Here is a 24,239-nt window from a genome sequence, read left to right as displayed (position 1 = left end):
TCAGGACATGCCGCCTGAGGTCCAGCTCTCCAACCGATACTGCGGATGGCGGGTGCGTGTGCGCAGATCGGCCCGCATCAGGCATTGGAACAGTTCGGTGGCGCGATCGCCGGTGAGCGGATAGTTCGTTTCGCCAGTCCAATGCACGACGATGAATTCGGTGCCCTCAGTCACCACTTTCGAGAGCCGGTCGGCCAGACGCACCAGCGCGGGTATGGAGAAGTAGTAGAGCACTTCGGACAATACGACGAGATCGAAGGGGCCATCCCAATCGCCATCGGGCAGATGGGCCTGCACGAACGTGACGTTGGAGGCCGTGCACAACTCCCTGGCGCGCTGCAGCGCCATGGTGCTGGTGTCGATGGCGGTGACGGCATCGCAACGTCCGGCAAGCAGGCGCGTGAGCCCCCCGATGGAGCAGCCAAGTTCCAGGGCGTGGCGATAGCGCTGCCGCGCAAGCGCCTGCATGGTCGCCTCGTATTTGTCGCGCTCGTAGCTGCTGGTCAGCACGGACCACGGATCGACCTGTCCGGTGTAGAGCCGCTCGAAGAACTCGTGGTCATACTGCGGGGCGGAGGAAAACTTCGGTGTCGGCATGGACATGACGCAATAACTCCTCGGGTATTCTGAAACCGTCGACATCGAGCGAGAGGCGGCCCTGTTGACTGGCGTAAGCCTCGATCGCCGATGCCTTGATGGAACGTTGTGCCGTGATGTCGATACGCATGCCGTTCACCGCCACGGGCTCGTCGAGCAGCAGCCAGCTCCAGATCGGATAGGTCATCACTTCTACGCCGGGCAGTCCGCGCGTGGACTCCTGGATCAATGCGCAGGCGGCGCGGTGATCACCGTGGGGATCGGTGTCGGCCGTGACCACGATCAGGCACGGGCTGCGTTCGGCAGCGAGGCAGCGCAGCCAATGCGTCGCCCACAGGCGCTGCTCGCCTCCCAGCGCGGGCAGGCCGGTATCGGGCAAGCCCATGAAGCTCAGGTGCGCCGGCGTCAGGCCCAGGTGAGAGGCGGCAAGCATGGCCTCGCCACGTCGAATGGCGGCGATGTCGCGCGTGGTATCGGGATGCGAACCCTCCCCGTTGGTGAGGAACACCACATGCCTGAGCACATCGCCACGTGCCGCCCATGCCAGCAGTCCGCCGCAACCGAGTGTCTCGTCATCGGGATGCGGCGCGACGATGATCAGGCCGCGATGGGCCAGCAAGGTCTCGGGCGTAGCGAGGGGCAGTTGCCGCATGGCCTGGGCGTAAGTCATGCGCGCACCGCCGAGGCGAGCATGTGTTCGCCCACCTTGTCCCTCACCAGATCCGGCACGGGTTGCCGCAGATAGGTTTCCAGATCACGCGTGATGCGCTCGATGGGATGGTCGCGGCGAAACGCGGAAAGACCCACCGAGCGATGCACCCACTGCATCACGGCCAGCAGTTGCTGTTCCACCGCCAGCCGCGCCATGCGAACCACATGGATGACCTGCGTGCACTCGCCACCGCCGTCCGCCGCGCGTCGCGCGTGCTCGACCCACATCGCCGCCGTTTCCAGGGCGATGGCGATATCGGCCATGCGCGCCCGTTGATGCGCATCGCCATCGCGCCCCGCACGAACCAGGGCACTCGACGCCAGTTGCCCCAGGCGCTGGCCCGCACCGAGCTGAGCGGCGAGAAAGCGCCAGGCGCCGGCGGTGAACTGTGGTTCGCTGTGGTACGCGTTGTCGGCGCCGATGATTTCCGACGCATCGACGTGCGCCCCGCGGTAATGAACCGGCAACGTCACCGAGGCGCGCATGCCATGCATTTCCCACTCGCTTCTCGCACCCACCTCACAGCCGGTGGAAGGCCAGACCATCACGTAGCCGAGTCGCGCGTGTTGCGCCGTCACCAGCGGCCGATTGATCAAACCCGCTCCCGACGCATACGCCTTGCTTCCGTCGAGCACATACCCAACGTGCGCGTCGTGCAGCGCAAGCGGCCCCGACGGATGCGGCGCATTCCACACGCCCAGCCAGCCACCTTCGGCCACGTAACGGCATAGCGCCTCGCGCTGTGCCGCATCGCCACAGGTCCATATCAACTGGAAGGCGTTGACGTGTCCCTCATACAGGCGAGCCACCGAAAGATGCGAGGCGCCGAGACGACGCAGCCACTCGCAGAGGCTGCGCGATGCGCCAGGCGACCAGCCAAACTCCGCGCCGCCCAGCGACGCCGGCAGCACGGCGGTGGATGCACCGCAACGCACCAGGTACTTCAACGCATCGAGCGGCGCGCCATCGACGCGATCGTCCTCCATGGCGAATGCGTCGAGCGTGGCTTCGAGTTCGGCAGGTATCGCCACCATCGGGTGCTGTCGCGATGTGTGGCGTCTCAGGGGAATGGCGTTCATGGCGTGGTCCCGGTGGAAAGGTCGGCGCGCCATGCGGAGGGAATATGCATGCGCGCCAGCAAGGCTTCGCCACGGGCACACTGGGCGAGCAGTTGCGACGGAAGGATGGGCTGCCGGGCAAGTCGTGGCGATGCACTCTCGATCACGCGCCAGGCGGCGCCGAACCCGCCCGCATCCAGGGCATCGCCAAGCATGCGCAGCGTGAGGCGAAGACGTGCGGAACAGGCGTGCAGATGTTCGGCGTGGCGAGGCCCCGCATGAAGCTCACGCAGCAGGCGTCGTGTGCGGGCGCGGAAATACGCCCGCTCCACGGTTTCCAGGCGCTCGTCGCACGGCGAGTCCGGCTCGAGTATCCGCTTTCGCATGGTATCGGCCATGCCGCCACGCGCACGTCCGAACAGACGCCCTGACGTCAGCACCGGTTGCGCCGTGTCGTGCCGCACACGACAGTCGCTTGCTTCGAGTGCGCGCACCAACGCCTTGTCCTCCCCGCATGCCGGCCAAGCCATGCTGCTTACGCGGCGCATCGCGGCCAAGCTCAGGGCGAGGTTGGCGCCACTCGCCTGGTAATGACGCGGCCAGGGATTGTGGTCCACCGGATCGAGCCACGACTCGATCGCGTCCAGGCAGATCTCATAGCGGTCTTCACACATGCGCCGATGCAACAGCGAGCGCGGGATATCTTCCATATCGGCTGGCAGCAGGCGCGCCAGACCAGCCACGGCATCGTAGCCAGCGTCGATCAGGGCGCTGTAGCGTGCGATCCAATGCGGCGGCGGCACGCTGTCCGCATCGGTGGTGAAAACTGCGCCCTCACCTCGCAGCTCGCGGCCGGCCAGATGCATCGCCACGCAACGAGCGGCGCCGGCATCGCAACGCCCCGCGGGAAGCGCCGCCTCCACCGCCATCAGCGGCCCGCAACCCCGGCGACGACCACGACTCACGACTTCGACGAAGGTGTCGTCGGTGGAATCGTTGACCAGCACCAGCACGCCGAATGGCAGCCATGTCTGTTGTCGCGCCAGGCCGTCGAGGCAGCGGCCGATGCGATGGGCCTCGTTGCGGGCGGGAATCGCAACCACGCAGCGCAAGGCCGCGTCCGTCCACGCGGCGTTGCTCCAGGAGCGAAGCGTGCTCACTCCCGCGGGGATCTCGCCAAGGGTTATCTCGACCGGCATGCAAACCTCGTTCATCGCATCGCACCCCAAGCGACGGAACTTCGCCATGTGTGCAAAACGATCCTGCGTGCCGCGCAGTGAACCGCCTGTCGAACCGTTGAGATCAGGAGGTGATGTGCCGACAAAACAGCATCACGTCCCATGTACTGGCCTGCGCATCGCGGCGGCCCGTGCGCGGCGCCGTGGTTCCGCCGCGTTCGGCATCACGCAAGCAGCCGCACCTTTGGCTCGCGGTCCCACTGGCGCGTCTTGGCGGCCTTGATGAAGGCTTTCACATCGCTCGCGTCGACAACGCCCGCGTCCCTGCCCACATGGCCGGCCTTGAGGATCGCTTGCCCTCCCCCATCGACGGCGATGCCCTTGAGATGACCAAACGCATCGCGGGCAAAATCCACGGCGGAGCCGTTCCTGGCGAGGCGCTTGCCGGCTTCTTCGGTAAGCACGAGCGCCACGGCGTCGAACACCGTCGAAGGCGTGCCGGCGAGCTGACCATCGGCGTACATGGGCTTGCCATCGCTCAACGCGATGCCCAGCCTGGGCGCCACCAGTTTCACGGAAGCGCCGGCATCCAAGGCCGCCTTGCGCAGCGCCCTGATCGTGGCGGCATCGGAGCCGTCGTCGACGAGAATGCCCACGGCGCGGCCTTCCAGCGTGTCCTTCATCTTGCCAATGATCTGCAGCGCCGGCGATGGCGGCATGTCGATGGGAGACACGGCCGCGGGCGGTGCCGGCGGCAGCGACGCGAGCCCCAGTCCATTCGCAACGCGCTGCGCGAGATCCGCATCGATGTGACGAAGATGACCCACGATGGCTTCGCGCACATGCATCGTGGCCACCTTGGACAACTCAAACGTCAGGGCGGAAGCCATATGCGCCTGCTCCGGCTTGCTCTGGCTGCGGAAGAACAGCCGCGCCTGGCTGTAGTGATCGGCAAAGCTCTCCGCGCGTACGCGACCCTTGGCACTATCGTCGCCTGTCACTGCCGCACTGCGAAAGCCCGCGCGCGTTTCGCGAGGCGAATCCTCCTGCAACGAACTTGGTTCGTAATTCACGCGCCCCTTCGGCACCTGCATCTGCATATGGCCATCGCGTTGCATATTGGCGAACGGACACTTGGGCGCATTGACGGGAATCTGGTGGAAATTGGGCGATCCCAGGCGCGACAGCTGCGTATCGAGATACGAGAACAGCCGTCCCTGCAGCAACGGATCGTTGGAGAAATCGATGCCTGGCGGTACGTTCGCTGGGCAGTACGCCACCTGCTCCGTCTCGGCGAAGAAATTGTCCGGCCACCGATCGAGCACCATGCGACCGATCACCTTGAGCGGCACCAACTCCTCGGGAATCAGCTTGGTCGGGTCGAGGTGATCGAACGGAAACGCCGCCGCGTCTTCTTCCGTAAAGAGCTGCACGGCCAGGTTCCACTCGGGGTAGCGGCCGCTTTCGATGGCTTCGAACAAGTCGCGTCGATGGAAATCGTTGTCCGCCGCCTGCAGCTTCACGGCCTCGTCCCACACCGTGGACTGGATGCCGAGCTTGGGGCGCCAGTGGAACTTGACGAAGGTGGAGGCACCATCGGCATTCACGAGGCGGAAGCTGTGCACGCCGAAACCCTCGATCATGCGCAGCGAGCGGGGAATGGTGCGATCGCTCATCGCCCACATGATCATGTGCATGGCTTCGGGCGTGAGCGAGATGAAATCCCAGAAGGTGTCATGCGCCGAGGCCGCCTGCGGAAACGCACGGTCGGGCTCCATCTTCACCGAGTGGACAAGGTCGGGGAACTTGATCGCGTCCTGGATGAAGAACACCGGAATGTTGTTTCCCACCAGATCCCAGTTGCCTTCCTTGGTGTAGAACTTCACGGCAAATCCCCGCACGTCGCGCGGCGTATCGACCGAACCGGCGCCTCCGGCCACGGTCGAGAATCGCGTGAAAACGGGCGTTTTCTCGCCCACTTCGGTGAGTATGCGTGCCTTCGTGTACTTCGCCAGCGACGTCGTCAGTTCGAAATAGCCGTGCGCCGCCGTGCCGCGTGCATGCACGATGCGCTCGGGAATGCGTTCGTGATCGAAGTGGGTGATCTTCTCGCGGAGGACGAAATCTTCCAGCAGCGTCGGCCCGCGCGGCGACGCGCGCAGCGAGTTCTGGTTGTCCGAAACAGGAATGCCCTGGTTGGTGGTCAACGCCGGATGCTTGCCACCGGCATGCTCATGGAGTTCGTCGCCCGAACCGCGTTCTGCTTCCCGGCACTCGTCCGATGACCTTGCCTTGGCGGGCTTGGGTGTGGGCTTTTTCGAAGCCATGGTGGTACCTCCGGCAGAACTCGGCTGGGTGTCGAATGACGAATGGGAGAGTCATGCTGTTCCGCACGACGTGAACCCGCTGTCGTACTTGCGTTCGCCATTCGCACCCAGCCGCGATCCGGTCGGTCAGATGCGGCCCATCAACAACAGGATCAGCAGGATCAGCAAAATGAGTCCCAGGCCGCCGCTGGGGTAATAGCCCCAACCGCGACTGTACGGCCAGGACGGCAAGGCACCGATGACCAGCACGAGCACAATGATCAGAAGAATGAGTGACATGGTTGCTCCGTCTCGGCACCGCTGTGCCGGCAATGAAATGGTTGACTCTGGTTGCCGCGCGCATGGCATTCCGACGGCGCCCTGATCCACGAACAGCAGGCGACAGCAACTTCCCGCTGCTGCCGCCCGCATTCACTTGCTCGGCTTATTCGCGGTAGGGACGCCCTTCATAGCGCCGCAAGTGGTACACGCGATGGATGTGCCGCGCACCGTTCCAGCCGCCCAACGCCGCGGCGATGAGGCCGGCCAACCCGCTCAGCAACAAGCCGAGCATGCCCGCCGCTGCGTAATGCTTCGCGCGTTCGGCATCGCTCTTGAGCTGGTCGCTCGCGGCATTGACGATGGGAAGCCAGGTCGTGACGCGCGCGGTGGCCACATCGGCGGGCATCTCGGTTTGCGCAATCAGCATGGCGCGTGCGGTGTCGGTGTGGCCCGCCAACAGTGCAGCAATCAGCGCCTTTTCCGTCTGGCTGTCGGACCGGCTGTCGCGCTGCATGGCGAGTGTGCGATGTACGTCAGCGCGCAAGATGGCCAGCGGTTCATTGCTGACTGCCACCATGCCACCGTCGGAAGCGTCGTCATGCATGGGCTTGTGCTCATGGCTCATGTGCCCCAGCGCGAGCGCAAGCCAGAGCGCGCTGGCAGTGATGGCCAGGCCCCATACGGCGATGCCGTGCAGGCTGCCCATGGTCTCGTCCGCGCGCCCGTCGAACCAGCTTGCAAACAGGCCGCCCACGTAGAGCGATGCCGCCCAGGTGAGGATCATCCAGATGAAGGTACCGATGCCGATGCCCTTCGCGGCGGCCGGCACGTTGTGCGGATCGAATGCGGTAAAACCGAGCGCAAGGCCGGCGCCGTAGAGAAGAATGGCGATGCCCGTCGCGACGAACCAGCCTGCGAAAACGGCACTCCAGCGCATCTGCGCGAACGGGTCGTTTTCGATGGCACTGCTGTATGCGGTCGTAGCCATGAGGATTCTCCCTGGAGTCAGGCGCAGCCACGAACCAGCGCGATGAGGATCAACACCGGAATGGGTACGCCGAGGATCCACAAGAGCACATAGCCGATGCCGCCCCGTTGTCGCTGGGAAGGTTCGGCCGTTTTCTTGGCCTGACTTTCGAGAATGTCGCTCATGGTCGGTTCCTGCAGGTCGAATGCGGGCATGCCGCAAGTGGGCCGACCATGCGACCGATTCCGTGTGCAACATGTGAGAAATGCGAGAGTTCGACGTGGTTGGCGTGCCACGAGTTAACTGGCCTTCCCTGTCGTCATGACGACAGGGGGACCGCCTTCAGGCGCGGTGATCGCATCGCCAGCGTTGTCGCTGCGGCCAAGGTCGCCACGTCCCTGTGCGACCTTGCGCAGCCTGTCTGCACCTGATTCAGGTGTTCTTGATGGACGGATGAGGGCTGTTCGAATCGCCGCAGACGAAGGTGAGCGGAACGCCGTAGACCTTGTTGCCAAAGCGGGCGAACAGTTGGTAATGCCAGGTGCCTTCGCTGTTCTTGTCGCAGTGATAGTTCTCGATGCTGATCTTGTTCTTTCCTTCGTAGCGCAGGTTACGAAAGACCTTTTCGCTCGGCCTGCGCACCAGCCAGCTGAAACCGGGGCTATCCGCGTCGTCGGGCCCGCAGAATTCGCCGTGGCTGGCGTTGCCTGTCAGCTTCCAGGTGATCGTGTGGGGCTGGTGGTCGTTCGCTACCTTGTCGAAGGCGTGGTGATGTTTTCCGGCATTGACCACCAGCAGGTTTTCCTCCCGTCCTGGCTTGGGGTCGCGATAAAGCTCCACCTCGATCTCGATGTTCTTGGGGTCGCTGTGCTTCATGATGATCTCCCGTCGGTAACAGGTTGCGGTTCCCTACTCGATGGTGCTCCCTTGCTCTGGACTGCCCCGGTCAGCCTGATCAGTGATCGCCGCTGTTCTGCGCCAGCAGCTTTTTCTGGAAGTCGGTGTTGATGGGATAGGCCACGTGCTCGCGGCGCAGCACCGCCAGCCATTCCGCATCGCGATAGCCGCTGCTCCACAGTTGTTGTATGAGCGGCTGCGCGCTCGCGTCGTTGCCCAGCGCAAGCAGCGCCCGCGCCTGCATCGACAACAGGCGTGGATCGGCCTGGCCGCTGGGTTGTGCCTGCGCGATCGCCACCACGCCGCGCAGCAGTTCCGCGGCCCTTTCCTTGTCGGTGGTCGTAGTGGCGAGCAACAGTTGCGCGGCCATGTTCGCCAGCACGGTGGCGCGTTCGTGCGGCTGCTTGGCCAGCATGGGACGGAGCGCCTCCATCGCCACGAGCACTTGCGCGTGCGCGCTCTCCACCTGCCCTGCGGCGAGAAGCTGTGCCGCGCGCTCGGTCTGGGCTTCGGCCTGAAGACGCCGCGAGTCGTTTTCGGTGGGATTCTGCTCCACCATCGCGCCGACGATGGAAAGCGAGCGTGCGATGAGCGCGCCTGCGGCGGGCAGGTCGCTATTGATGCGCTTGAGCCGTGCCAGTTGCGCCGAATAGCGGGCCAGGTCGCCCTGGAAGCCGCTGTTGTCCGGATTGCTCTTCACCAGGCCGTCAGCCATGTCCACGGCCTGTTGCATGTGATGCATGCCGGTCTCGTCCTCGCCGACCAGGGCCATGGTGCGGCCGAGAATGGCGCGCACCGTGAGCATCGAATCGCGCTGGCTGAAATCCTTGGGATCACGCGCGGCCAACGCCGATTCGATGGCATTGTCCGAACCGTATTCGGCAATGGCACTCGCCAGGTCGCCGTGCAGCAACGCCAGCTTTCCGATGTTGTTGTGCGCGCCGCCCAGTTCGGCGGCCCAATCCGCCCGATCAGGCTTGGCCGCCACGAGCTTGCCCGACAGCGCAAGCGCGCTTCGGTAGCTGACCAGTGCTTCGTCGAGGCGGCCGCGCGCTTCGAGTACGTGGCCCATGTTGTTGTCGACGATCTCTAACTCGAACAGCAGTTCGAGGTCCTGCCGGGCATACGGCTCGGCGCGCAGCAGCACGCGCTGCGCTTCCTCAAAGCTGGCCTGGGCCGCGTCGAGTTCGCCCTCATACCAATGCGCACGGCCGATGAACTCCAGGATGCGCGCGTATTGCAGCTGTTTCGCCGCATCGGTGGGCGATTTCCTGGCGAGGGACGATGCGAGTGTGGCGGCCGCCTGGTACGACGCTATGGCATCGGCAAGATGTCCTTGTTCCTCGCGCACGGCACCGATGCGTTCCAGCGCTTTCGCCCGCTGCGCCAGCGCCTGTTCCGTGACGTCGGTGGTGGGCATGGCGGCGAAATACTTCATCGCCTTGTTGTCGACCTCCTCCATGATGTTCAGGTGCTCGACGCGATGCAGCTTGTCGTTGAGGTCGCCCAGCATGAAGTCGATCAGGTCTTCCGCCTGTCGCTGTCGACGCTCCGCCGCCACGCGCGCCACGTCGGCTTCGTGTCGTGCACGCATGGCCACGATGGCCAGCGATGCCGTCACGGCGGCGATGAGCAAGGCTGCGGCAGTGATCACGGTGAGTCGTCGATTGCGTCGCTGCAGCTCGCGCTGCTTGAGGCTGTCGAAACTCACGTCGAGCATGCCGGCGATGAGTTTGAGTTTCGCGTTGCGGCGCCCGTCCTTGTTCGCGCGCGCATCGGCGGCGATGGGTTCGGTGGGTTCGGCGCTGGGCTCTCCGTTCGCGGCGAGCTGAAAGCGCAGGGCGGGCGCGAAGCATTCCTGATCCTCCATGCCGGCGATCCCGCTGGCATGCGGTTCGCCTTCCACGATCAGGCAGAAGATGTTGCCGCTGCGGCCGAGGCGCTTGTACGCCAGCACTTCTTCCTGCACCCAGTGCGACGTGGCCGATGCCGGCGAACAGATCACGATCAGGTTGGCCGATTGCGCGAGCGCCTCGCGAACCTTGCTGCCAAGATCGATAGCACTGGCCAGTTCGTCGCGGTCGCGGAAGATCGGTGCCAGACGCCGCGGCACCACGCCGGCCGTGGTCTGCCGGCCCACCAGGCGTGCGGGCACGCGGTAGGTTTCCAGCGTCCGGTGCAGCCAGCCGGCCCAGGCCGCGTCCCGGTGGCTATAGCTGATAAAGGCGCGATACCGAAATTCCGGCGTGGCCGGGGGCTGCCTCATGACGCCTCGCACTCCCGAAGAAGGCTGAGGCCTTCCTGGCCAGGAACGTTCCGTGACGTCGGGTTCTCCGGCGCGTGATGGCCCGGCCCGGCAACCGTGGCATCCCCCTCTGCCGTTCCGCGGATGGTACCAAAATGTGATGTACATCACATTTTTGATGCTAGGCTGGCCCAGCCTGGCGACGCGGGGAGCGCGCCAGGGTCCCGCACATCCTGCCCGCGAGGCTCGTCCCATCGTTCGGTGCGGCATCCCTGCGAAAGGTGCGCGAGGCGTTCGATGCCGGTTCCTGCCATTGCGCGGAGGTTGCCATGACACCTTTGGTGGTCGGCGTCACCAGCCATCGCAACATTGCGGCCGCCGAGATCGAACCGATCCGGGAACGCCTGCGCGCGTTCTTCGCCTGGCTCAAGACCGAATACCCGTCGCTGCCGCTCGTCGCGCTGTCCGCGCTGGCCGAGGGCGGCGACCAATTGTTCGCCACCGAGGCGCTCGCCGCCGGTGCGCGCCTGATCGTTCCCTTGCCATTGCCCCGCGACATGTACGTGGACGACTTCCACGATCCCGCCGTGCGCGCGCGCTTCGAGGAACTATTGCAGCGCGCCGACGTGATCCGCCTGCCACTGCTGAAAAGCCAATCGCGCGAAGCGCTACAAACGTATGGCGAAGCGCGCGATCGGCAATACGCGAAGGCCGGCGTTTTCATCGCCAGTCATGCGCACATCCTGGTATCCATCTGGGATGGCAAGGACTCGGGACGACTGGGCGGCACGGCGCAGATCGTGAAGTACTACCTGCACGGCTCGCTGCCCGGGATCATCGAACACCAGCGCCAGGCCCGCCACATCCTCAGTGGCGGCGACGAACACGTGCTCTATCACATCGTGTGTTCGCGCGAGGGAACGCCTGGCTCGGTGGCCGACGGCTTGACCGCGTTGCAAACGCTGTGGCGCACCGGCGACGACATACCCATCGAGGGCGGCCCACCGGAAGGCTTCGACCTGATGATGCGGCACATGATCGAGTTCAACGAAGACTGTGCCCGCCATGCGTCGGACATCGACGCTGCGAACAGCGACGCGCGCGCCACCGAGACTGATCCGGAAGAAGCCGTCGCTTCGCTGTTCCGTTCCGCCGACTGGCTCGCCGTGCATTTTCGAAAGCGCGTGTTGCTCGCGCTGCGCATGACGTACACCATCGCCGCGCTCATGGGCATCGCCTTCACCTTCTATGCTCATCTCACGCAGCAGGACCGGCTGATCTACTTCTTCCTGCTGTTGTTCGCTGCCGGCGGCGGCGTCGCCGCGCTGGCGCATCGGCGCGAATGGCATCGAAAGTACCTGGACTATCGCGCACTCGCCGAAGGGCTGCGCATCCAGATGTATTGGCGCCGCGCAGGCATCTCCAAGGATACCGATCACGAATTCGCCCACGACAATTTCCTGCAGAAGCAGAACATCGAGCTGGGTTGGATTCGTAACGTGATGCGCGCCGTGGGCCTGCGCCCCCCCGCCAAACCCGAACCCGATGCGCTGGACAGGGTGATCAGCGAGTGGGTGGGCGAACCAGGCCGCTCGGGCCAGCTTCACTATTTCGAATGCAGGACAGTGGAAAGCGCGGGCCTGCATCACCTCACGGAAACCGTGGGCTCCATCAGCCTATGGGCCGGCATCGCCATCAGCGTGTTCCTGGCGATCTTCGCACTCAAGCTGCCGGAAACTACCAAGACCACGCTGGTGATGATCATGGCGTTTCTTTCCATTGTCGCCGCCGTGCGCGAAGCCTACGCGTATCGGAAAGCCGACAAGGAACTGATCCGCCAGTACCGCTTCATGCAGCGCATCTTCAGCGGCGCACGTGCCGCGCTCGACCGCACCAACGATCCGGCCGAAAAGCGCGGCATTCTTCGCTCACTCGGCGACGCGGCACTGACCGAACATGCGGAGTGGACCTTGATGCGGCGCGAGCGGCAGGTGGAGCACAGCAAGTTCTAGTCCGCCTTAGCGGTCAAGGTCTATTGCTGCAGATCTTCTTGATCTCCCGACCCAGTTCACGCGCAGAAGCCTGCGACCATCCGCGCGAGAAGTGTGGCTTCTCAATCACTACAGCCGCTCCCATGCCCCGTGTCCGGAGACGCGCAGCCGCATATTTTCCATGCACCAAAATCACGGTCGGCTTGATCGTACGCAGCAAGAAATCGAATGGTTCCGCATTGCGATCTTGAGACGCCAGATCCTCCTTTCGTCTAGTCGGCGTTGCGTAGATGTTTGTCTCCAGAACGGAGATAGGAGATGCCTCCTCAAGGATCCAGCCCATGACACGTCGACTTGGACTGAGCTCGGGCCGGCGCGTCTTGCCATGGCTCAAGGGACGACGCCTTCGATCTGCCACATACGCCTCAAGCCAGGCGGATTTGTCGAAGCCCTGGTTCGGTCGCCAGAAATGCCAGAAGTCGGTGCCCATGTTCGTGGCCGGGTTGAACCCGACGATGAACGCCTTGCATTCGAGCGGCGAACCGTCGCAGACGAAGGGGCGAAGTTCGGTCGGCCTGCCAATCTGGCGAACGAGCTCGCTTTCAAAGGTATCGAGCGTATCCATGCCGTATCCTCATCCAGCGACCATAGGCTCTGGCTTGCCCCTTTACTCCTGCACCTCGCAACCCCAGCCGTCATTCTGGCCGCCTAGCGGCTCGGCCTCGGTCGCGAGCAGGCTTTCATAGCCGGAGATGTTGTCGTGCGAGGGAACCATGAAGGGATGGGCCTGCACTTCCCAGGGAAGTTCCTCGTTCTCGTCGTATTCGGAGAAGGACACCTTCTGCCCGTTCCTGAGCAGGAGTATGGCGAACTTCAGCGCCGCGTCTTCGGTGGGAAAGATCACCGAGAAGTCGATCTCGCGCGGCACGGAAAGATCATCGCCCTGCTCGGCCATTTGCCGCAGCACATCGCCGTTATCGTCGTCCGGAAAATCCGTGGAATCGTTCATGGTCGATCTCCCGCGCGCTGCAAAGGGCGCCTGTATGAAAGTGTGAGGGCCAGCTGGCGCCGCCGTTCAACCTCGTTGGTTGAACGCAGCGTCATGCTGAAGCGTTGAACCTGAATTCCACACGCGCCCCGCCCGGCTCACGCACGAAGCAATGCTTGTTGCCGGCCTGGCCGACGGGTTCGGGTGCAAACTCCACCTCGACGCCAGGCCACGACGCCACGTGCGTGAACAACGCATGGAGCGCGTCCTCGCTGGGCACGCGCAGCGCGAGATGGTGGAGGCCGATGTTCTTTCGACGATCGAACGGCACATAGCCATCGGTGTGATCGACCTGCCACAGCGTCAGCACCGACGTGCCGTCGGAAACGAAGACGGCGGGGTAACCGGGATTGCCGCCCACGACTTTCCAGCCGAGGCAGTCGACGAAGAAGGCGCGCGAAAGTTCGATGTCGCTCACGGTCAATCCCACGTGGTCGACGCCCGTGGTCAGCGCACTGGTATCAGGCATGGTGTGGCTTCTTCGGCAGGAGATGGGTGGCACGCGTGGGAGGGCGCCCTTGCGTGCTCAATGCAGCAGGTCTTCCCAGTTGCGTGGCACCTTGCCGTGCGGGCCCGGCGTGGGCTGTTCCAGCGGATGGAACAGCGGCGGCTTCAGGCGCGGGCCATCGAAGGCGCGCTTGCTGCGGAAGTCGTAGAACCACGGATCGTCCGGCTCGAAGTTGGCGATCACCGAATGGCCGGTCTCGTGGTAATGCTTGCTGGCGTGCTGGCTCGGCGAACTGTCGCAGCAGCCGATGTGGCCGCACTGCGCGCAGCGGCGAAGGTGCAGCCACCAGCCGCCGGCCTTGAGGCATTCCACGCAGCCTTCGCCGCTTGGCTCGGCGTCGAGATTGATGTGTGACTCGATGTCGTGCATGCGTCGGCTCCTCGCTCACGTGATCGATGCATCGTAGCAGCGGCCCGGTGAGGGCCGCGCATGAGGTTCAGAAGCCAAGATCGCTCAGGCTCGGATGATCGTCCGGACGGCGCCCGATCGGCCAATGGTATTTGCGCTCCGATTCGTCGATGCGCTGGTCGTTGATGGACGCGTGGCGATGCGTCATCAGGCCGTTCTGGTCGAACTCCCAGTTCTCGTTGCCGTAGCTGCGATACCACTGGCCCGAGTCGTCGTGCCATTCGTAGGCGAAACGCACGGCGATGCGGTTGCCTTCGAACGCCCACAGTTCCTTGATCAATCGATAGTCGAGCTCGCGGTTCCACTTGCGCGTGAGGAAGGCCTGGGCCTCCGCACGGCCATGCACGAACTCCGCGCGATTGCGCCAGTAGGTATCCGGCGCATACGCCAGCACCACGCGGGCGGGGTCGCGGGTATTCCAGCCGTCTTCGGCCAGGCGCACTTTCTGCGCGGCCGTTTCGGCGGTGAACGGGGGAACGGGCTGGCGAACTTCCATGACACACCTCGGGGACGGGGGTTGGGTAGAAAGCAAGCTTAGCGTGGGCAACATCCACGTCCCGCGAAGGTAGCGGGACGGGCGGCCGGGATCGTGCGATCAGCGCTTGATCTCGTTCTTGTCCACCGCGCCACCCTTCATCACGAAGGTGACGTGTTCCAGCTGTGCAACATCTTTCATGGGATCGCCATTCACCGCCACCAGGTCGGCGTAATACCCCGGCGCCACCGCGCCGACCTTGCCCGTCATGCCGAGCAGGTCCGCCGCGTTCACGGTGGCTGCCTGCAGGGCTTGCATGGGCGTCATGCCCCACTTGGTCATCACGGCGAACTGCTTGGCATTCCAGCCGTGCGGATACACGCCGGCATCGGTGCCGAAGGCCATCTTCTCGCCGGCCTTCACCGCCTTCTGGAAATTCTCGCGCTGCAGGCGGCCCACCAGCTTTTCCTTCTCGACGGTGCTGGCCGGGAAGCCCTTCTTGGCATATTCGGCCAGGATGTAGTCGTCGTTGTAGACGTCGAAATCCAGATAGGTGCCGTGCTGCTTGGCGAGCTTGAGGCCTTCGTCGTCGATCATGCTGCTGTGCTCGACCGAATCCACGCCCGCGCGTATGGCCATCTTGATCGCCTCGGCGCCGTGCGCATGCGAGGCCACCTTCTTGCCCCAGCGGTGCGCCTCGTCCACCACGGCGTTCATTTCTTCCTGCGAATACTGCGGTGCGCCCACCGAGGCTTCCGCGCTGAGCACGCCGGCGCTGGCCATGAACTTGATGACGTCGGCGCCATGCTTCACGTTCTCGCGCACGCGATGGCGAATGGCATCGACGCCGTCGGCCACGCCATCGATGCCGTGGAATTCGATCCACGGCGAGAAGCCGGTGGTGTCGTCGGCATGGCCGCCGGTGGCGCCGAGCGGCGGGCCGGAGACCAGCATGCGCGGGCCGGGAATGTCGCCGCGGTTGATGGCGTCGCGCAACGCCACGTCGACGTAGTCGCTCGCGCCGAGATTGCGCACCGTGGTGAAGCCGGCGTCCAGCGTGCGCTTGGCATAGATGGGCGACAGGATCGCCGAGTCGATGGAGCTGCGCTTGAGCACGGCTTCGTAGTAGTCGCCCTTCACTTCGGTCGGATCGCCGGTGAGATGCACGTGGCAGTCGATCAGTCCTGGCAGCAAGGTGGCGCTGCCCAGGTCGATCACCTCCACGCCCGTCGGCACCTGGCCGTCGTAGCGCACCTCGGTGATGCGCTCGTCCTCGATGATTACCAGCGGGTTGTCGCGCACCGTGCCGGCTTTCACGTCAACCAGATGGGCCGCGCGCACGGCCACGCGCTTGTGGGGCGGCGCATCATCGGCATGGACGTGGGCGGCAGCGCCAAGGCTCAGGGCAACGGCGGCAACGAGGGGCAGCAAACGCATGGAACATCTCCGTGGGCAGGAAGCGGCGATTCGGATCGGGCGAACGGCCCGACACGGCGCCTTGCGCCACGGTCTTGCGGTATCCCCCTTCCCTCACCATACCGTAAAACGCCGGTCCGTCATCCGTGACGGATGACGGATACGGCGGTAGGTGAAAGGGACCGATGCGCGCGGCATCGGTCCCTGATCGATCAGGGCTGGCTGCCCGCTGCCTGCACGGCGGCATAAGCGTTGACGATGCCGGTGCCGATCGGCTTGCTGCCACTGGGCGTCACGTGCGGCACGGTGGCCGATGACTTCAGCAGCGAGGTCACCTGCGCAGGCGTCAACAAGGATTTGCCCAGCGAGAGGCGATAGCTCTGCATCAACGCCACCACGCCGGCCACGTGCGGCGTGGCCTGCGAGGTGCCCGCCATGCCGCCGTAGGTGGCGGTGGTTGGCGTGGTGGTGCCGGCGTTGATGGTCGACCAGATGAAGCCCGTGGTGGTCTGCGTACCGCTGGACGCATCGTTCTTGTAGACGCCGCCGCCCGGCGCGGCCAGCGTGACGATGCTGCCGTAGTTGGAATAGTAGGCACGCGTGCTGGTGACGCCGGTGGCCGCCACCACTACCGCGCCCGCGCAACTGGCTGGCGAGAAGTTGGCCGCGTTGGCATTGCTGTTGCCTGCGGCCACGACGACGGACGCGCCGCGCCCGATCGCGCCGGTGATCGCGCTGCCCAGCGCACTGCTCGCGGGGCACGTGCCCGATCCGCCCAGGCTCAGGCTGAGCACCTTCGCCGGATGCGTATTCGTCGGTACGCCCGACACGCTGCCGCCGGACGCCCAGGTGATGGCATCGGCGATGTCGGCGTTCGATCCGCCGCAATGGCCGAGCACGCGCACCGGCAACACCTGCGCACCGAAGGCCGTGCCGACCATGCCGGTGCTGTTGTTGGTGTTCTCGCCGCCCGCGGTGCCGAACACGTGCGTGCCGTGCCAGCTGCTGTTCTCCGCCGCCTGGCCCGAGCCACATTGGTTGCGCGTGGTCCAGTCGCCGGTATCCCAGCCACCCGCCACGCGACCGTTGGTGGACCGGCCCGAGACGGCGGCGCTGGTGATGAAGTCATAGCCCGCACTGGCCAGTGCGAGATTGAGATCCGGATGATTGGTGACGCCGGTATCCAGGCTTGCGATGGTGACGCCCGTGCCATCGGCCAGCGTCCACGCCTGCTGCGTATTGTCGGCGCCCCAGTTGGCCACGTTCGCATTGAGCGTGTTGTCGAAGAAGCTGGCACCGCTGGGCGCGAGATAATCCCACTGGTACGCGGCGTAGTACTGATCGTTGGGCACGGTGAAAGTGGCGGCGCCTTCCGGACGGATGCCGTCCACGCGCTTGAGCAGGTATTCCGGCTCCACGTACGCCACCGAGGGATCGGCCGCGATCTGCTTGATCAGCGTCGCCGCTTCGCCGGCCGACAACGCGCGATCGGTATGCACCAGGTCGGCGCCGGTGGCGAGCTTGCGGGCATAGCGCACGTTCAACGCGCGCGGCGCGGCGGCCGTTCCCGCTGTCAACTTCGCGCGCGATACCGCCACGCCGACGTTCTGCACGGCAATCGCGGCATTGCCGCGTTCGGAACTGCCGTCCTTGTACGTGATGATGAAGCCGCTATAGGTCTGGTCGCTCTGCAGCGGACTCACGTCGAAATTGTTCGACGGCTGCGGCGAGGTGCCGAAGTCGGCCGCCGAAACCGAGGCGGAAAGGGCCAGCAGCAGCGAAGCAGCCAGAAAGCGCTTGTACGTGTGTCGTTCCATGCGAGTTCTCCATGTACAGGTTGGGTCGAAGTGGTCCCGTGACGTCCGGTCGGGACCTGGCCGCGCGCACATGCGGCGGCGCCTCGATGCGTCGAGCCTTCGACGTGGATGTCCTCTTCAAGATCGCGGCAGTCGTCCGTGACGGCCACGAACACGCACCGGCCCACGCCGCGCAGCACGCAGCGATTCGACGAAGCCGGAAAATCCCCACTACGCAGATGCAAACACTCAGCGCACCGGCGGATGCAAGCGCGCCGGCAACGTTGTCACTTACGGTATGGCGCGCACGTCCTCATCCCCTCGCGCAGCCACGTCGCATGAAATCGCGACGCGATGCATTGATCCATGCGCACGGTGAAGGAACCGCAAAAGACTGACGCACCTACATGAGCATGTGATCCAACTCACATAAGCGTGGCCGCGAAGCCCCGGCGAGCGCGCAGGAAAACACAGCGAGGTGCCGTGGCGTAGCCTCCGCTGCGCGCCGAAAAGAGCGCCGCTGCGCCGTCGCGCCCCGCGCGAGCTCGAAGAACCGCGCTGCATCACCCACGCGATGCGCCCAGCCGTTGGCAGCCCTGCAGTCATTGCCGTCCGGCCTGTCTCAAACGCATCACGTTGGCAACCAGACCCCCTGCTAGCCCTGGAATACCTCCCGCCAGCACCTGTGCAGCAACTCGGCTCCCTGATAACACTGCGATGAAGTCCACCGCCACCAACACCATCAATGTCACGGTCAACCATCGCCGAGCGAGCAGCCCTCGCCGAGCAGCCATTTCGCGTTGCTGTCGACAAGCATCCTGCCGTGCTCTGCCCTCCGACATCAACGCTTCGGCTACGACGTTCGCGTCTTCCTTGGTAAGCATCCCTTCCCCATCGTGACTAGCCATCTGCTCAAAGAGCCTATGCTTTGCACGTTGTCGATAATGTCCGAATAACACTATCGTCCGAGACGGGCATTCATGTCCGATGCCGTCGGTTCCACCGCAGCAGGTGTCAAAGGGAGCTTTTCACTCGCCCGGGTGATAGCTGCGTTCGACATGCCCCTTCAAATCCTCCGGCCAGAAATACACTGCGCGCAGGTTGCCGGTGGTGTAGCGCTCGGCCTCGTCGTTGAAGTGCGGCGATTCCGGGTGTCCACTCTCGCCGCCGGCGGTGATGGCGCGGGCGCGTACCTTGTCGCCGAATTCCACCGCGGCGACGAAGCTGTTGCCGCTGGTGCCGTAGTAGCGGCGCGTGCCGGGCCAGCGATGCGCACCGAACGAAGCGAGCGAACCCCAGCGCGACGACGTGAACGGCACCGGCATGCTCGGCTTGCTGTCGTCGAACGGTTGCTGGATGTCGCCATTGATGCGCTGGTAACGATTCACCTCGCCCCACGGCACGCCCCAACTGCCGAAGTCCTTCTGCAGGCGATCGGACGCATCGACCAACGCTTCCAACCGCGCTTTCGGGCCAGCGCGTTCGGCCATGATGTCGTACACGGAAAGCCCTTCGGACACGTCAGACTTGTCGAGCTTGTCCCACAGCGTGTCGCCCCAGAACACCGCCAGCGAGGTCGGCATGGAGGCGATGCCCCAGCGGTAGTCCCAATGGCGCAGCAAGGCGATCTGGCCGGCGAGTTTCTTCTTGAGCGGATCATTCGTGGGCATTGCGTCGTAGTCCTTCAGCAGTATCGGGATCTGGCGTGCGAACGCGGGCAGGTACGAATCGAATGCGGCGCTGATGAGCGAGGGCAGTGTGAAGTCGCGCTTGTCGCTCAGCACCATGGTGGCGTGGATGCCACGCGGATTCTCGCCCACGCTGTCCATGTAGCGCGGATAGTTCTCGCGCTTGGGGCTGTCCGCGCCGGCCGCCGAATACGGCCAGTTGTTGGTGTTCATGATCCAGCCGTTGGCGGGATTGAGCAGATGCGGCGCGGCATCCAGCGGCAACAGCCCTTGCCAGTCGGTGGCCGGATCGCTGCCGTCCACCGGCTTGGTGTAATCGAAGCGGTTGTCGCGCTTGGGGATGAATTGCGGATGCAGGTACGCGATATCGCCCTTGTCGTCCGCAAAGATGGTGTTGTTGGACGAGTTGGCCTTGAGCTCGGCGATCTTCATGAAGCTCGCGAAGTCGTTCGCCTTGGTGCGCAGCCAGCTCTGCTCCAGCGCTTCCATGGGTTTGTTCATCAGCGCGGTGGCGATCCACTTGCCACTTTCTTCGCGCACGATGGGACCGTGATGCGTGGCGTAGGTGGTGAATGTGCGCTCGGCCATCGAGCCATCGGTTTTGCGGTAGCGCACGGTGATCGGTTTGGTAGTGACCGCACGAACGTCCTTGCCGTAGCGATAGCCGAGCGTGTTGCCGTCGTGCACGATGGTTTCGGCAAACTCGTCCACCACGTCGGCGGTGGTCGAGGTGTGCATGAAACCGATGTGCTTGTTGAAACCCTGGTAGATGAAGAACTGGCCCCAGGTCACCGCACCATACACGTCCAGCCCTGCATCGCTGCTCATCTGCAGCTCGGAGCGGAAGAAGAACGAGGTGTGCGGATTGATCAGCAACAGCGCATGGCCATCGGCGGTGAGCTTGGGCGCGATGGCGATACCGTTGGAGCCGGTCGGTTCCGCCCAGCTCGATGGCGTATCGACGAACGCCACGGCATCGGTGGATTTGCCATAGAACGCCTGCAGTTCCTTCAGCGAGACGCGCTCGATGTCGCCACCGATGCTGCCCTCGCTGAAGCTCAGCGCCATCCACGGTTCGAAATGCGTAATCACGCGCGGACGCACGGCGGCATGTGTGGCGAGGTAGTAATTCAAACCATCGGCCCAGGCATTCATCAGCTCGCGCAGCCACGCAGGACTCTTCGCGTATTGCTGCCTCAGCTCGACCGGGTCGATCCACAACTGCTGGCGAAGATCGGACCAGATCGCCTGCTCGCCTTCCGCCTGCGCCAGCCAGCCCAGCGAATTGAGGTAATTCGTCTCGACGCGATTGAAGTCATCTTCGGCTTGCGTATAGGCCATGCCGAACACCGCATCGGCATCGGTCTTGCCGTGCACGTGGGCGATGCCCCAATCGTCGCGGGTGATGGTGACGGCGGCGGCTTCGGTCTTCCAGCGGGAGGCATCGGCAGGCGTTGAGTGCGCACTGCCGAGACAACCGAGTGCGAGAAGTACGGCGATTGAAAGCAGACGCTTGCCGATGGTCATGGTCTTCGGTGCCTTTTGGTGATCGCAGTTCAACTGCTCGCCTCAGTTCCGCCTACTCCGTCATTCCGGCGAAGGCCGGAATCCAGCGCCTTGGCTTGCCTACACGTAAAGGCACTGGATTCCGGCCTTCGCCGGGATGACGAGCTAGTGAAACACTACGCGACGGTCATGGCATGGCGTAACTGTTGTTCCCACGATCCGCATCCGGCAGCTTGTGCTCCGGATCCAGCGTGAGCCTGGCGATCTTCTTGCTCGTATGCAGGGCAAGTTTCGGCGTCGCACTCTGCCGCCATGCTTCCACCGGCACGCGCACATCCTCATGGCTGCCGTCGGCGTAGTCGATGCGCAGCGTGGCCGGCATCACCAGCTTCTGCTTGCTGGCGAACGTCACCTGCACGCCCTTGGCCGGATCGTTATCCACGTAGCTCGCGCCCGTGATGCCCATGTCCAGCTGCCAGTTGTTGAGGTACCAGCCGCGCCACCACCACGACAGGTCCTCGCCTGCTTCGCTGCTCATGAAGCGGAAGAAGTCGGACGGCGTGGGATGGTGGTACGCCCAGGTGGCGATGTACTTGCGGAACGCCGGGTCGAAACGGTCCGGCCCAAGGATCTGCTCGCGCAGCAGCACCAGTCCCAGCGCGCCCTTGAAGTAGCTCACCGGGTGGCGGTATTTCTCCGCCACCGAATCGGCCGGCGCCATCAGCGTGGGCGCGTTGGCATCGGCCAGCAACGGCAGGATTTCGTCGACCGGATTGCCGCCCTTGGACGCGTATTCGCTGTCGCGCTTGGGCGCGAATTCACCCTTGTTGAACGCGTCCGACGCATATACGTCGATGAAGGTGTTGAAGCCTTCGTCCATGAACGCGTTGCGGCGTTCGTTGGAGCCCACCACCATCGGGAACCAGGTGTGGCCGATTTCGTGCGCAGTGATCCAGAACAGCATCGGGCCCTTGTCGTCGAAACCGTCGAACACGATGCCCGGATATTCCATGCCCGCGCCATGCCCTCCGAGATTCACCGCCACCGGCCACGGATACGGATACCACTTCGACGAGAAGTGCTCGATCGCGCCCTTCACGTATTCGGTGGAACGGTTCCACGCATCCTTGCCCACGCCTTCCACCGGATACACCGACATGGCGAGCGCGTGCTTGCCGTCGGGCAGGTTGATGCGGGCGGCGTCCCATACGAACGCGGGCGATGCGGCAAAGGCGATGTCGCGCGTGTGGTCCATGTGGAAGCGCCACGTCTGCGTGCCGCTTTGCTTCGGACGGCTGGCCGGATCGTTCACTTCCTGCGGCGAGCGGATCATCACCGTGCTGTCGCTCTGCGCCGCCTGCGCCAGGCGCTTCTGCTGCGTGGGCGTGAGCACCTCGCTGGCATTGGTGAGCGCGCCGGAACCGGCCACGAGGTAATTCCACGGCACGGTGACGGCGTAATCGATGTCGCCGTATTCCAGGTAGAACTCCGAGCCGAGGTAGGGCTGCGTATCCCATCCGCGCAGGTCGTCGTATACGGCCATGCGCGGGAACCACTGCGCGATCTCGTAGATGTCGCCGTTCTTGGTCGGCGTCACCGCGGTGCGACCGCCCCAGGTGCCGGGCACGGTGTAGTGGTAGCGAATGCGCAGCTTGGCCTGCTTGCCGTTGCTGCCCAGCGCCTGCGCCAGGTCCACACGCATGCGCGTGTCGTCGATGAGGAAATGCACGGGCTTGCCGTCCACTTCCACGGCATCGATCTGGTAGCCGTCAGTGGCTTCGTTGCGCGGCGAACGCGGCGAGGTGATTGAACCGCGCGAGTCGCGTCGGTAGATGTTCTGGTCCAACTGCACCCACAGCTCGTCGAGCGCGTCCGGGCTGTGGTTGGTGTAGGAGATGGTTTCGTCGCCGCGCAGCGTGTGCGTGGCCGGGTCGATGTCCGCCTGGATCGCGTAGTCCACGCGGTTCTGCCAGAACTGCGGCCCCGGCTTGCCGGCGCCATCGCGGAAGGCGTTGGCTGCGTCGGGCAGCGAGAGCGGCGCGAACAACGCCTGGGGATCGAACCCGGCCTCCGTGCCGTCGGCGAAGGCAGGCGCGCACAAGGCGCCAGCAGCAAGCAGGCCCGCCACAACGGCGCAGCCCAGGACAAGTTTCTTCATCAGGCGTTTTCCTCAAGGCTCCCCGGTCTCAACCCGACAATATAGGCAGCGGGCGGCCGGATGAACCGGGCCAGTGGTCATGGGCAGCGGCGCATCTTCGTGCGAATCGGCCCGTGGCCGGGCCAGGGCGACGCCGGCGAGGCGGTACAATGGGGACATGAGTACCCCCGAACATTCCCCGCTCGGCAAGACCACCGTCTACGCCGACCGTTACGACGCTTCCCTGTTGTTCCCGATCCCGCGCCAGGCCAAGCGCGACGAGATCGGCGTGTCCGCGCCGCTGCCGTTCCACGGTGAGGACGTGTGGAACGCCTATGAGCTCTCGTGGCTCGATGCCCGCGGCAAGCCGGTGGTGGCGCTGGCGGAATTCCGCGTGCCGGCCACGTCGCCCAACATCATCGAGTCGAAGTCGTTCAAGCTCTATCTCAACGGCTTCTCGCAGGAACGCGTGGCCGATGCCGCCGCGCTGATCGCCACCATGACGCGCGACCTCTCTGCCGCTGCCGGCGCCACGGTGGAAGTGACGCTGACCGATGCCCAGGCGCGCGGCCATGCGGTGATCGATCTCGACGGCACGCTGGTGGACGAGCAGTCCATCGACATCGACGACTACGGCCCGCCGCAGGCGGATTACCTTGTTACCAACGCAGAACAGCCCGTGGTCGAGGAAACGCTGGTCTCCAACCTGCTGCGCTCCAATTGCCCCGTGACCGGACAACCGGATTGGGGCAGCGTGCAGATCCGCTATCGCGGCGCGCCGATCGATCAGGCTGGGCTGTTGCGTTATCTCGTTTCCTTCCGCAACCACAACGAATTCCATGAGCAGTGCGTGGAACGCATTTTCGTGGACGTGATGGAGCGTTGCCGGCCGGAGCATCTGAGCGTGTATGCGCGCTACACGCGCCGCGGCGGCCTGGACATCAACCCCTATCGCAGCACCGGCACCGAGCGGCCGGGCAACCCGCGGGGCGCGCGCCAGTAACGCGCGAACAGTCGTTAAGAT

21 protein-coding genes are annotated in these 24,239 nt (G+C 64.4%); 2 read left to right on the top strand and 19 right to left on the bottom strand.

Annotation, left to right across the window (positions count from 1 at the left end; genetic code table 11):
• From ABIC75_RS14865 to ABIC75_RS14820, 10 genes are all read right to left on the bottom strand, one after another.
• On the bottom strand, positions 1-603 hold the full coding sequence (locus ABIC75_RS14865) for a class I SAM-dependent methyltransferase (protein ID WP_354014656.1): 603 nt from the start codon (positions 601-603) through the stop codon (positions 1-3).
• Positions 560-1,267 (bottom strand): PIG-L deacetylase family protein, encoded by a 708-nt coding sequence (locus ABIC75_RS14860; protein ID WP_354014655.1) that lies wholly within the window; start codon positions 1,265-1,267, stop codon positions 560-562. The genes ABIC75_RS14865 and ABIC75_RS14860 overlap by 44 nt, the downstream gene beginning before the upstream one ends.
• Positions 1,264-2,388, bottom strand: coding sequence for an acyl-CoA dehydrogenase family protein (locus tag ABIC75_RS14855; protein WP_354014654.1), 1,125 nt, complete (start codon positions 2,386-2,388; stop codon positions 1,264-1,266). Before ABIC75_RS14855 ends, ABIC75_RS14860 begins: the two co-directional genes overlap by 4 nt.
• On the bottom strand, positions 2,385-3,566 hold the full coding sequence (locus ABIC75_RS14850) for a glycosyltransferase family A protein (protein ID WP_354014653.1): 1,182 nt from the start codon (positions 3,564-3,566) through the stop codon (positions 2,385-2,387). The genes ABIC75_RS14855 and ABIC75_RS14850 overlap by 4 nt, the downstream gene beginning before the upstream one ends.
• Before the next feature lie 203 nt (positions 3,567-3,769).
• On the bottom strand, positions 3,770-5,872 hold the full coding sequence (locus ABIC75_RS14845) for a catalase (protein WP_354014652.1): 2,103 nt from the start codon (positions 5,870-5,872) through the stop codon (positions 3,770-3,772).
• A 126-nt stretch (positions 5,873-5,998) separates the two neighbouring features.
• Positions 5,999-6,151, bottom strand: a complete 153-nt coding sequence (locus ABIC75_RS14840) for a DUF3309 family protein (RefSeq protein ID WP_204636844.1) — start codon at positions 6,149-6,151, stop codon at positions 5,999-6,001.
• A 145-nt stretch (positions 6,152-6,296) separates the two neighbouring features.
• On the bottom strand, positions 6,297-7,121 hold the full coding sequence (locus tag ABIC75_RS14835; protein ID WP_354014651.1) for a hypothetical protein: 825 nt from the start codon (positions 7,119-7,121) through the stop codon (positions 6,297-6,299).
• Between the two features lie 17 nt (positions 7,122-7,138).
• Complete coding sequence (locus ABIC75_RS14830; protein ID WP_354014650.1) at positions 7,139-7,285, bottom strand: hypothetical protein; 147 nt, start codon at positions 7,283-7,285, stop codon at positions 7,139-7,141.
• A gap of 247 nt (positions 7,286-7,532) precedes the next feature.
• Entirely contained in the window at positions 7,533-7,976 is a 444-nt protein-coding gene (locus ABIC75_RS14825) for a hypothetical protein (RefSeq protein WP_354014649.1), read from the bottom strand.
• A 79-nt stretch (positions 7,977-8,055) separates the two neighbouring features.
• On the bottom strand, positions 8,056-10,263 hold the full coding sequence (locus ABIC75_RS14820) for a toll/interleukin-1 receptor domain-containing protein (RefSeq protein ID WP_354014648.1): 2,208 nt from the start codon (positions 10,261-10,263) through the stop codon (positions 8,056-8,058).
• Between the two features lie 308 nt (positions 10,264-10,571).
• Here ABIC75_RS14820 and ABIC75_RS14815 point away from each other — a divergent pair, with 308 nt between their 5' ends.
• Positions 10,572-12,254 (top strand): hypothetical protein, encoded by a 1,683-nt coding sequence (locus ABIC75_RS14815; RefSeq protein ID WP_354014647.1) that lies wholly within the window; start codon positions 10,572-10,574, stop codon positions 12,252-12,254.
• Between the two features lie 13 nt (positions 12,255-12,267).
• On the opposite strand, the gene ABIC75_RS14810 is transcribed toward ABIC75_RS14815, so the two are convergent.
• The 9 genes from ABIC75_RS14810 to ABIC75_RS14770 all read right to left on the bottom strand — a co-directional run bounded on the left by ABIC75_RS14810 (position 12,268) and on the right by ABIC75_RS14770 (position 23,236).
• Entirely contained in the window at positions 12,268-12,858 is a 591-nt protein-coding gene (locus tag ABIC75_RS14810; RefSeq protein WP_354014646.1) for a hypothetical protein, read from the bottom strand.
• Between the two features lie 42 nt (positions 12,859-12,900).
• Positions 12,901-13,242: a ribonuclease E inhibitor RraB gene (locus ABIC75_RS14805; protein ID WP_354014645.1), complete on the bottom strand. Its 342-nt coding sequence runs from the start codon at positions 13,240-13,242 to the stop codon at positions 12,901-12,903.
• 91 nt (positions 13,243-13,333) lie between these two features.
• Entirely contained in the window at positions 13,334-13,750 is a 417-nt protein-coding gene (locus tag ABIC75_RS14800) for a VOC family protein (protein WP_354014644.1), read from the bottom strand.
• A gap of 57 nt (positions 13,751-13,807) precedes the next feature.
• Positions 13,808-14,158 carry a UBP-type zinc finger domain-containing protein gene (locus ABIC75_RS14795; protein WP_354014643.1) on the bottom strand — a complete coding sequence of 117 codons (351 nt, stop codon included), beginning with the start codon at positions 14,156-14,158 and terminating at the stop codon, positions 13,808-13,810.
• A gap of 67 nt (positions 14,159-14,225) precedes the next feature.
• On the bottom strand, positions 14,226-14,693 hold the full coding sequence (locus ABIC75_RS14790) for a nuclear transport factor 2 family protein (RefSeq protein ID WP_354014642.1): 468 nt from the start codon (positions 14,691-14,693) through the stop codon (positions 14,226-14,228).
• Between the two features lie 99 nt (positions 14,694-14,792).
• Positions 14,793-16,109 carry a Xaa-Pro dipeptidase gene (locus ABIC75_RS14785; RefSeq protein WP_354014641.1) on the bottom strand — a complete coding sequence of 439 codons (1,317 nt, stop codon included), beginning with the start codon at positions 16,107-16,109 and terminating at the stop codon, positions 14,793-14,795.
• A gap of 191 nt (positions 16,110-16,300) precedes the next feature.
• Positions 16,301-17,905, bottom strand: coding sequence for a S8 family serine peptidase (locus ABIC75_RS14780; protein ID WP_354014640.1), 1,605 nt, complete (start codon positions 17,903-17,905; stop codon positions 16,301-16,303).
• Between the two features lie 1,007 nt (positions 17,906-18,912).
• The gene (locus tag ABIC75_RS14775; protein WP_354014639.1) at positions 18,913-21,099 is read right to left on the bottom strand and encodes a penicillin acylase family protein; all 2,187 of its coding nucleotides are present in this window, start codon (positions 21,097-21,099) and stop codon (positions 18,913-18,915) included.
• A 166-nt stretch (positions 21,100-21,265) separates the two neighbouring features.
• Positions 21,266-23,236, bottom strand: a complete 1,971-nt coding sequence (locus tag ABIC75_RS14770) for a M1 family metallopeptidase (RefSeq protein ID WP_354014638.1) — start codon at positions 23,234-23,236, stop codon at positions 21,266-21,268.
• A 157-nt stretch (positions 23,237-23,393) separates the two neighbouring features.
• On the opposite strand from ABIC75_RS14770, the gene queF reads away from it, so the two are divergent.
• Positions 23,394-24,218 carry an NADPH-dependent 7-cyano-7-deazaguanine reductase QueF gene (queF, locus tag ABIC75_RS14765; protein WP_354014637.1) on the top strand — a complete coding sequence of 275 codons (825 nt, stop codon included), beginning with the start codon at positions 23,394-23,396 and terminating at the stop codon, positions 24,216-24,218.
• Positions 24,219-24,239 lie beyond the last annotated feature (21 nt).

Origin of the sequence: Dyella japonica (genome assembly GCF_040545895.1) — a bacterium.
Taxonomy (GTDB): domain Bacteria; phylum Pseudomonadota; class Gammaproteobacteria; order Xanthomonadales; family Rhodanobacteraceae; genus Dyella; species Dyella japonica_D.
Note: the sequence above shows the minus strand (reverse complement) of the source record. Positions and strands in the feature narration are given on the sequence as shown.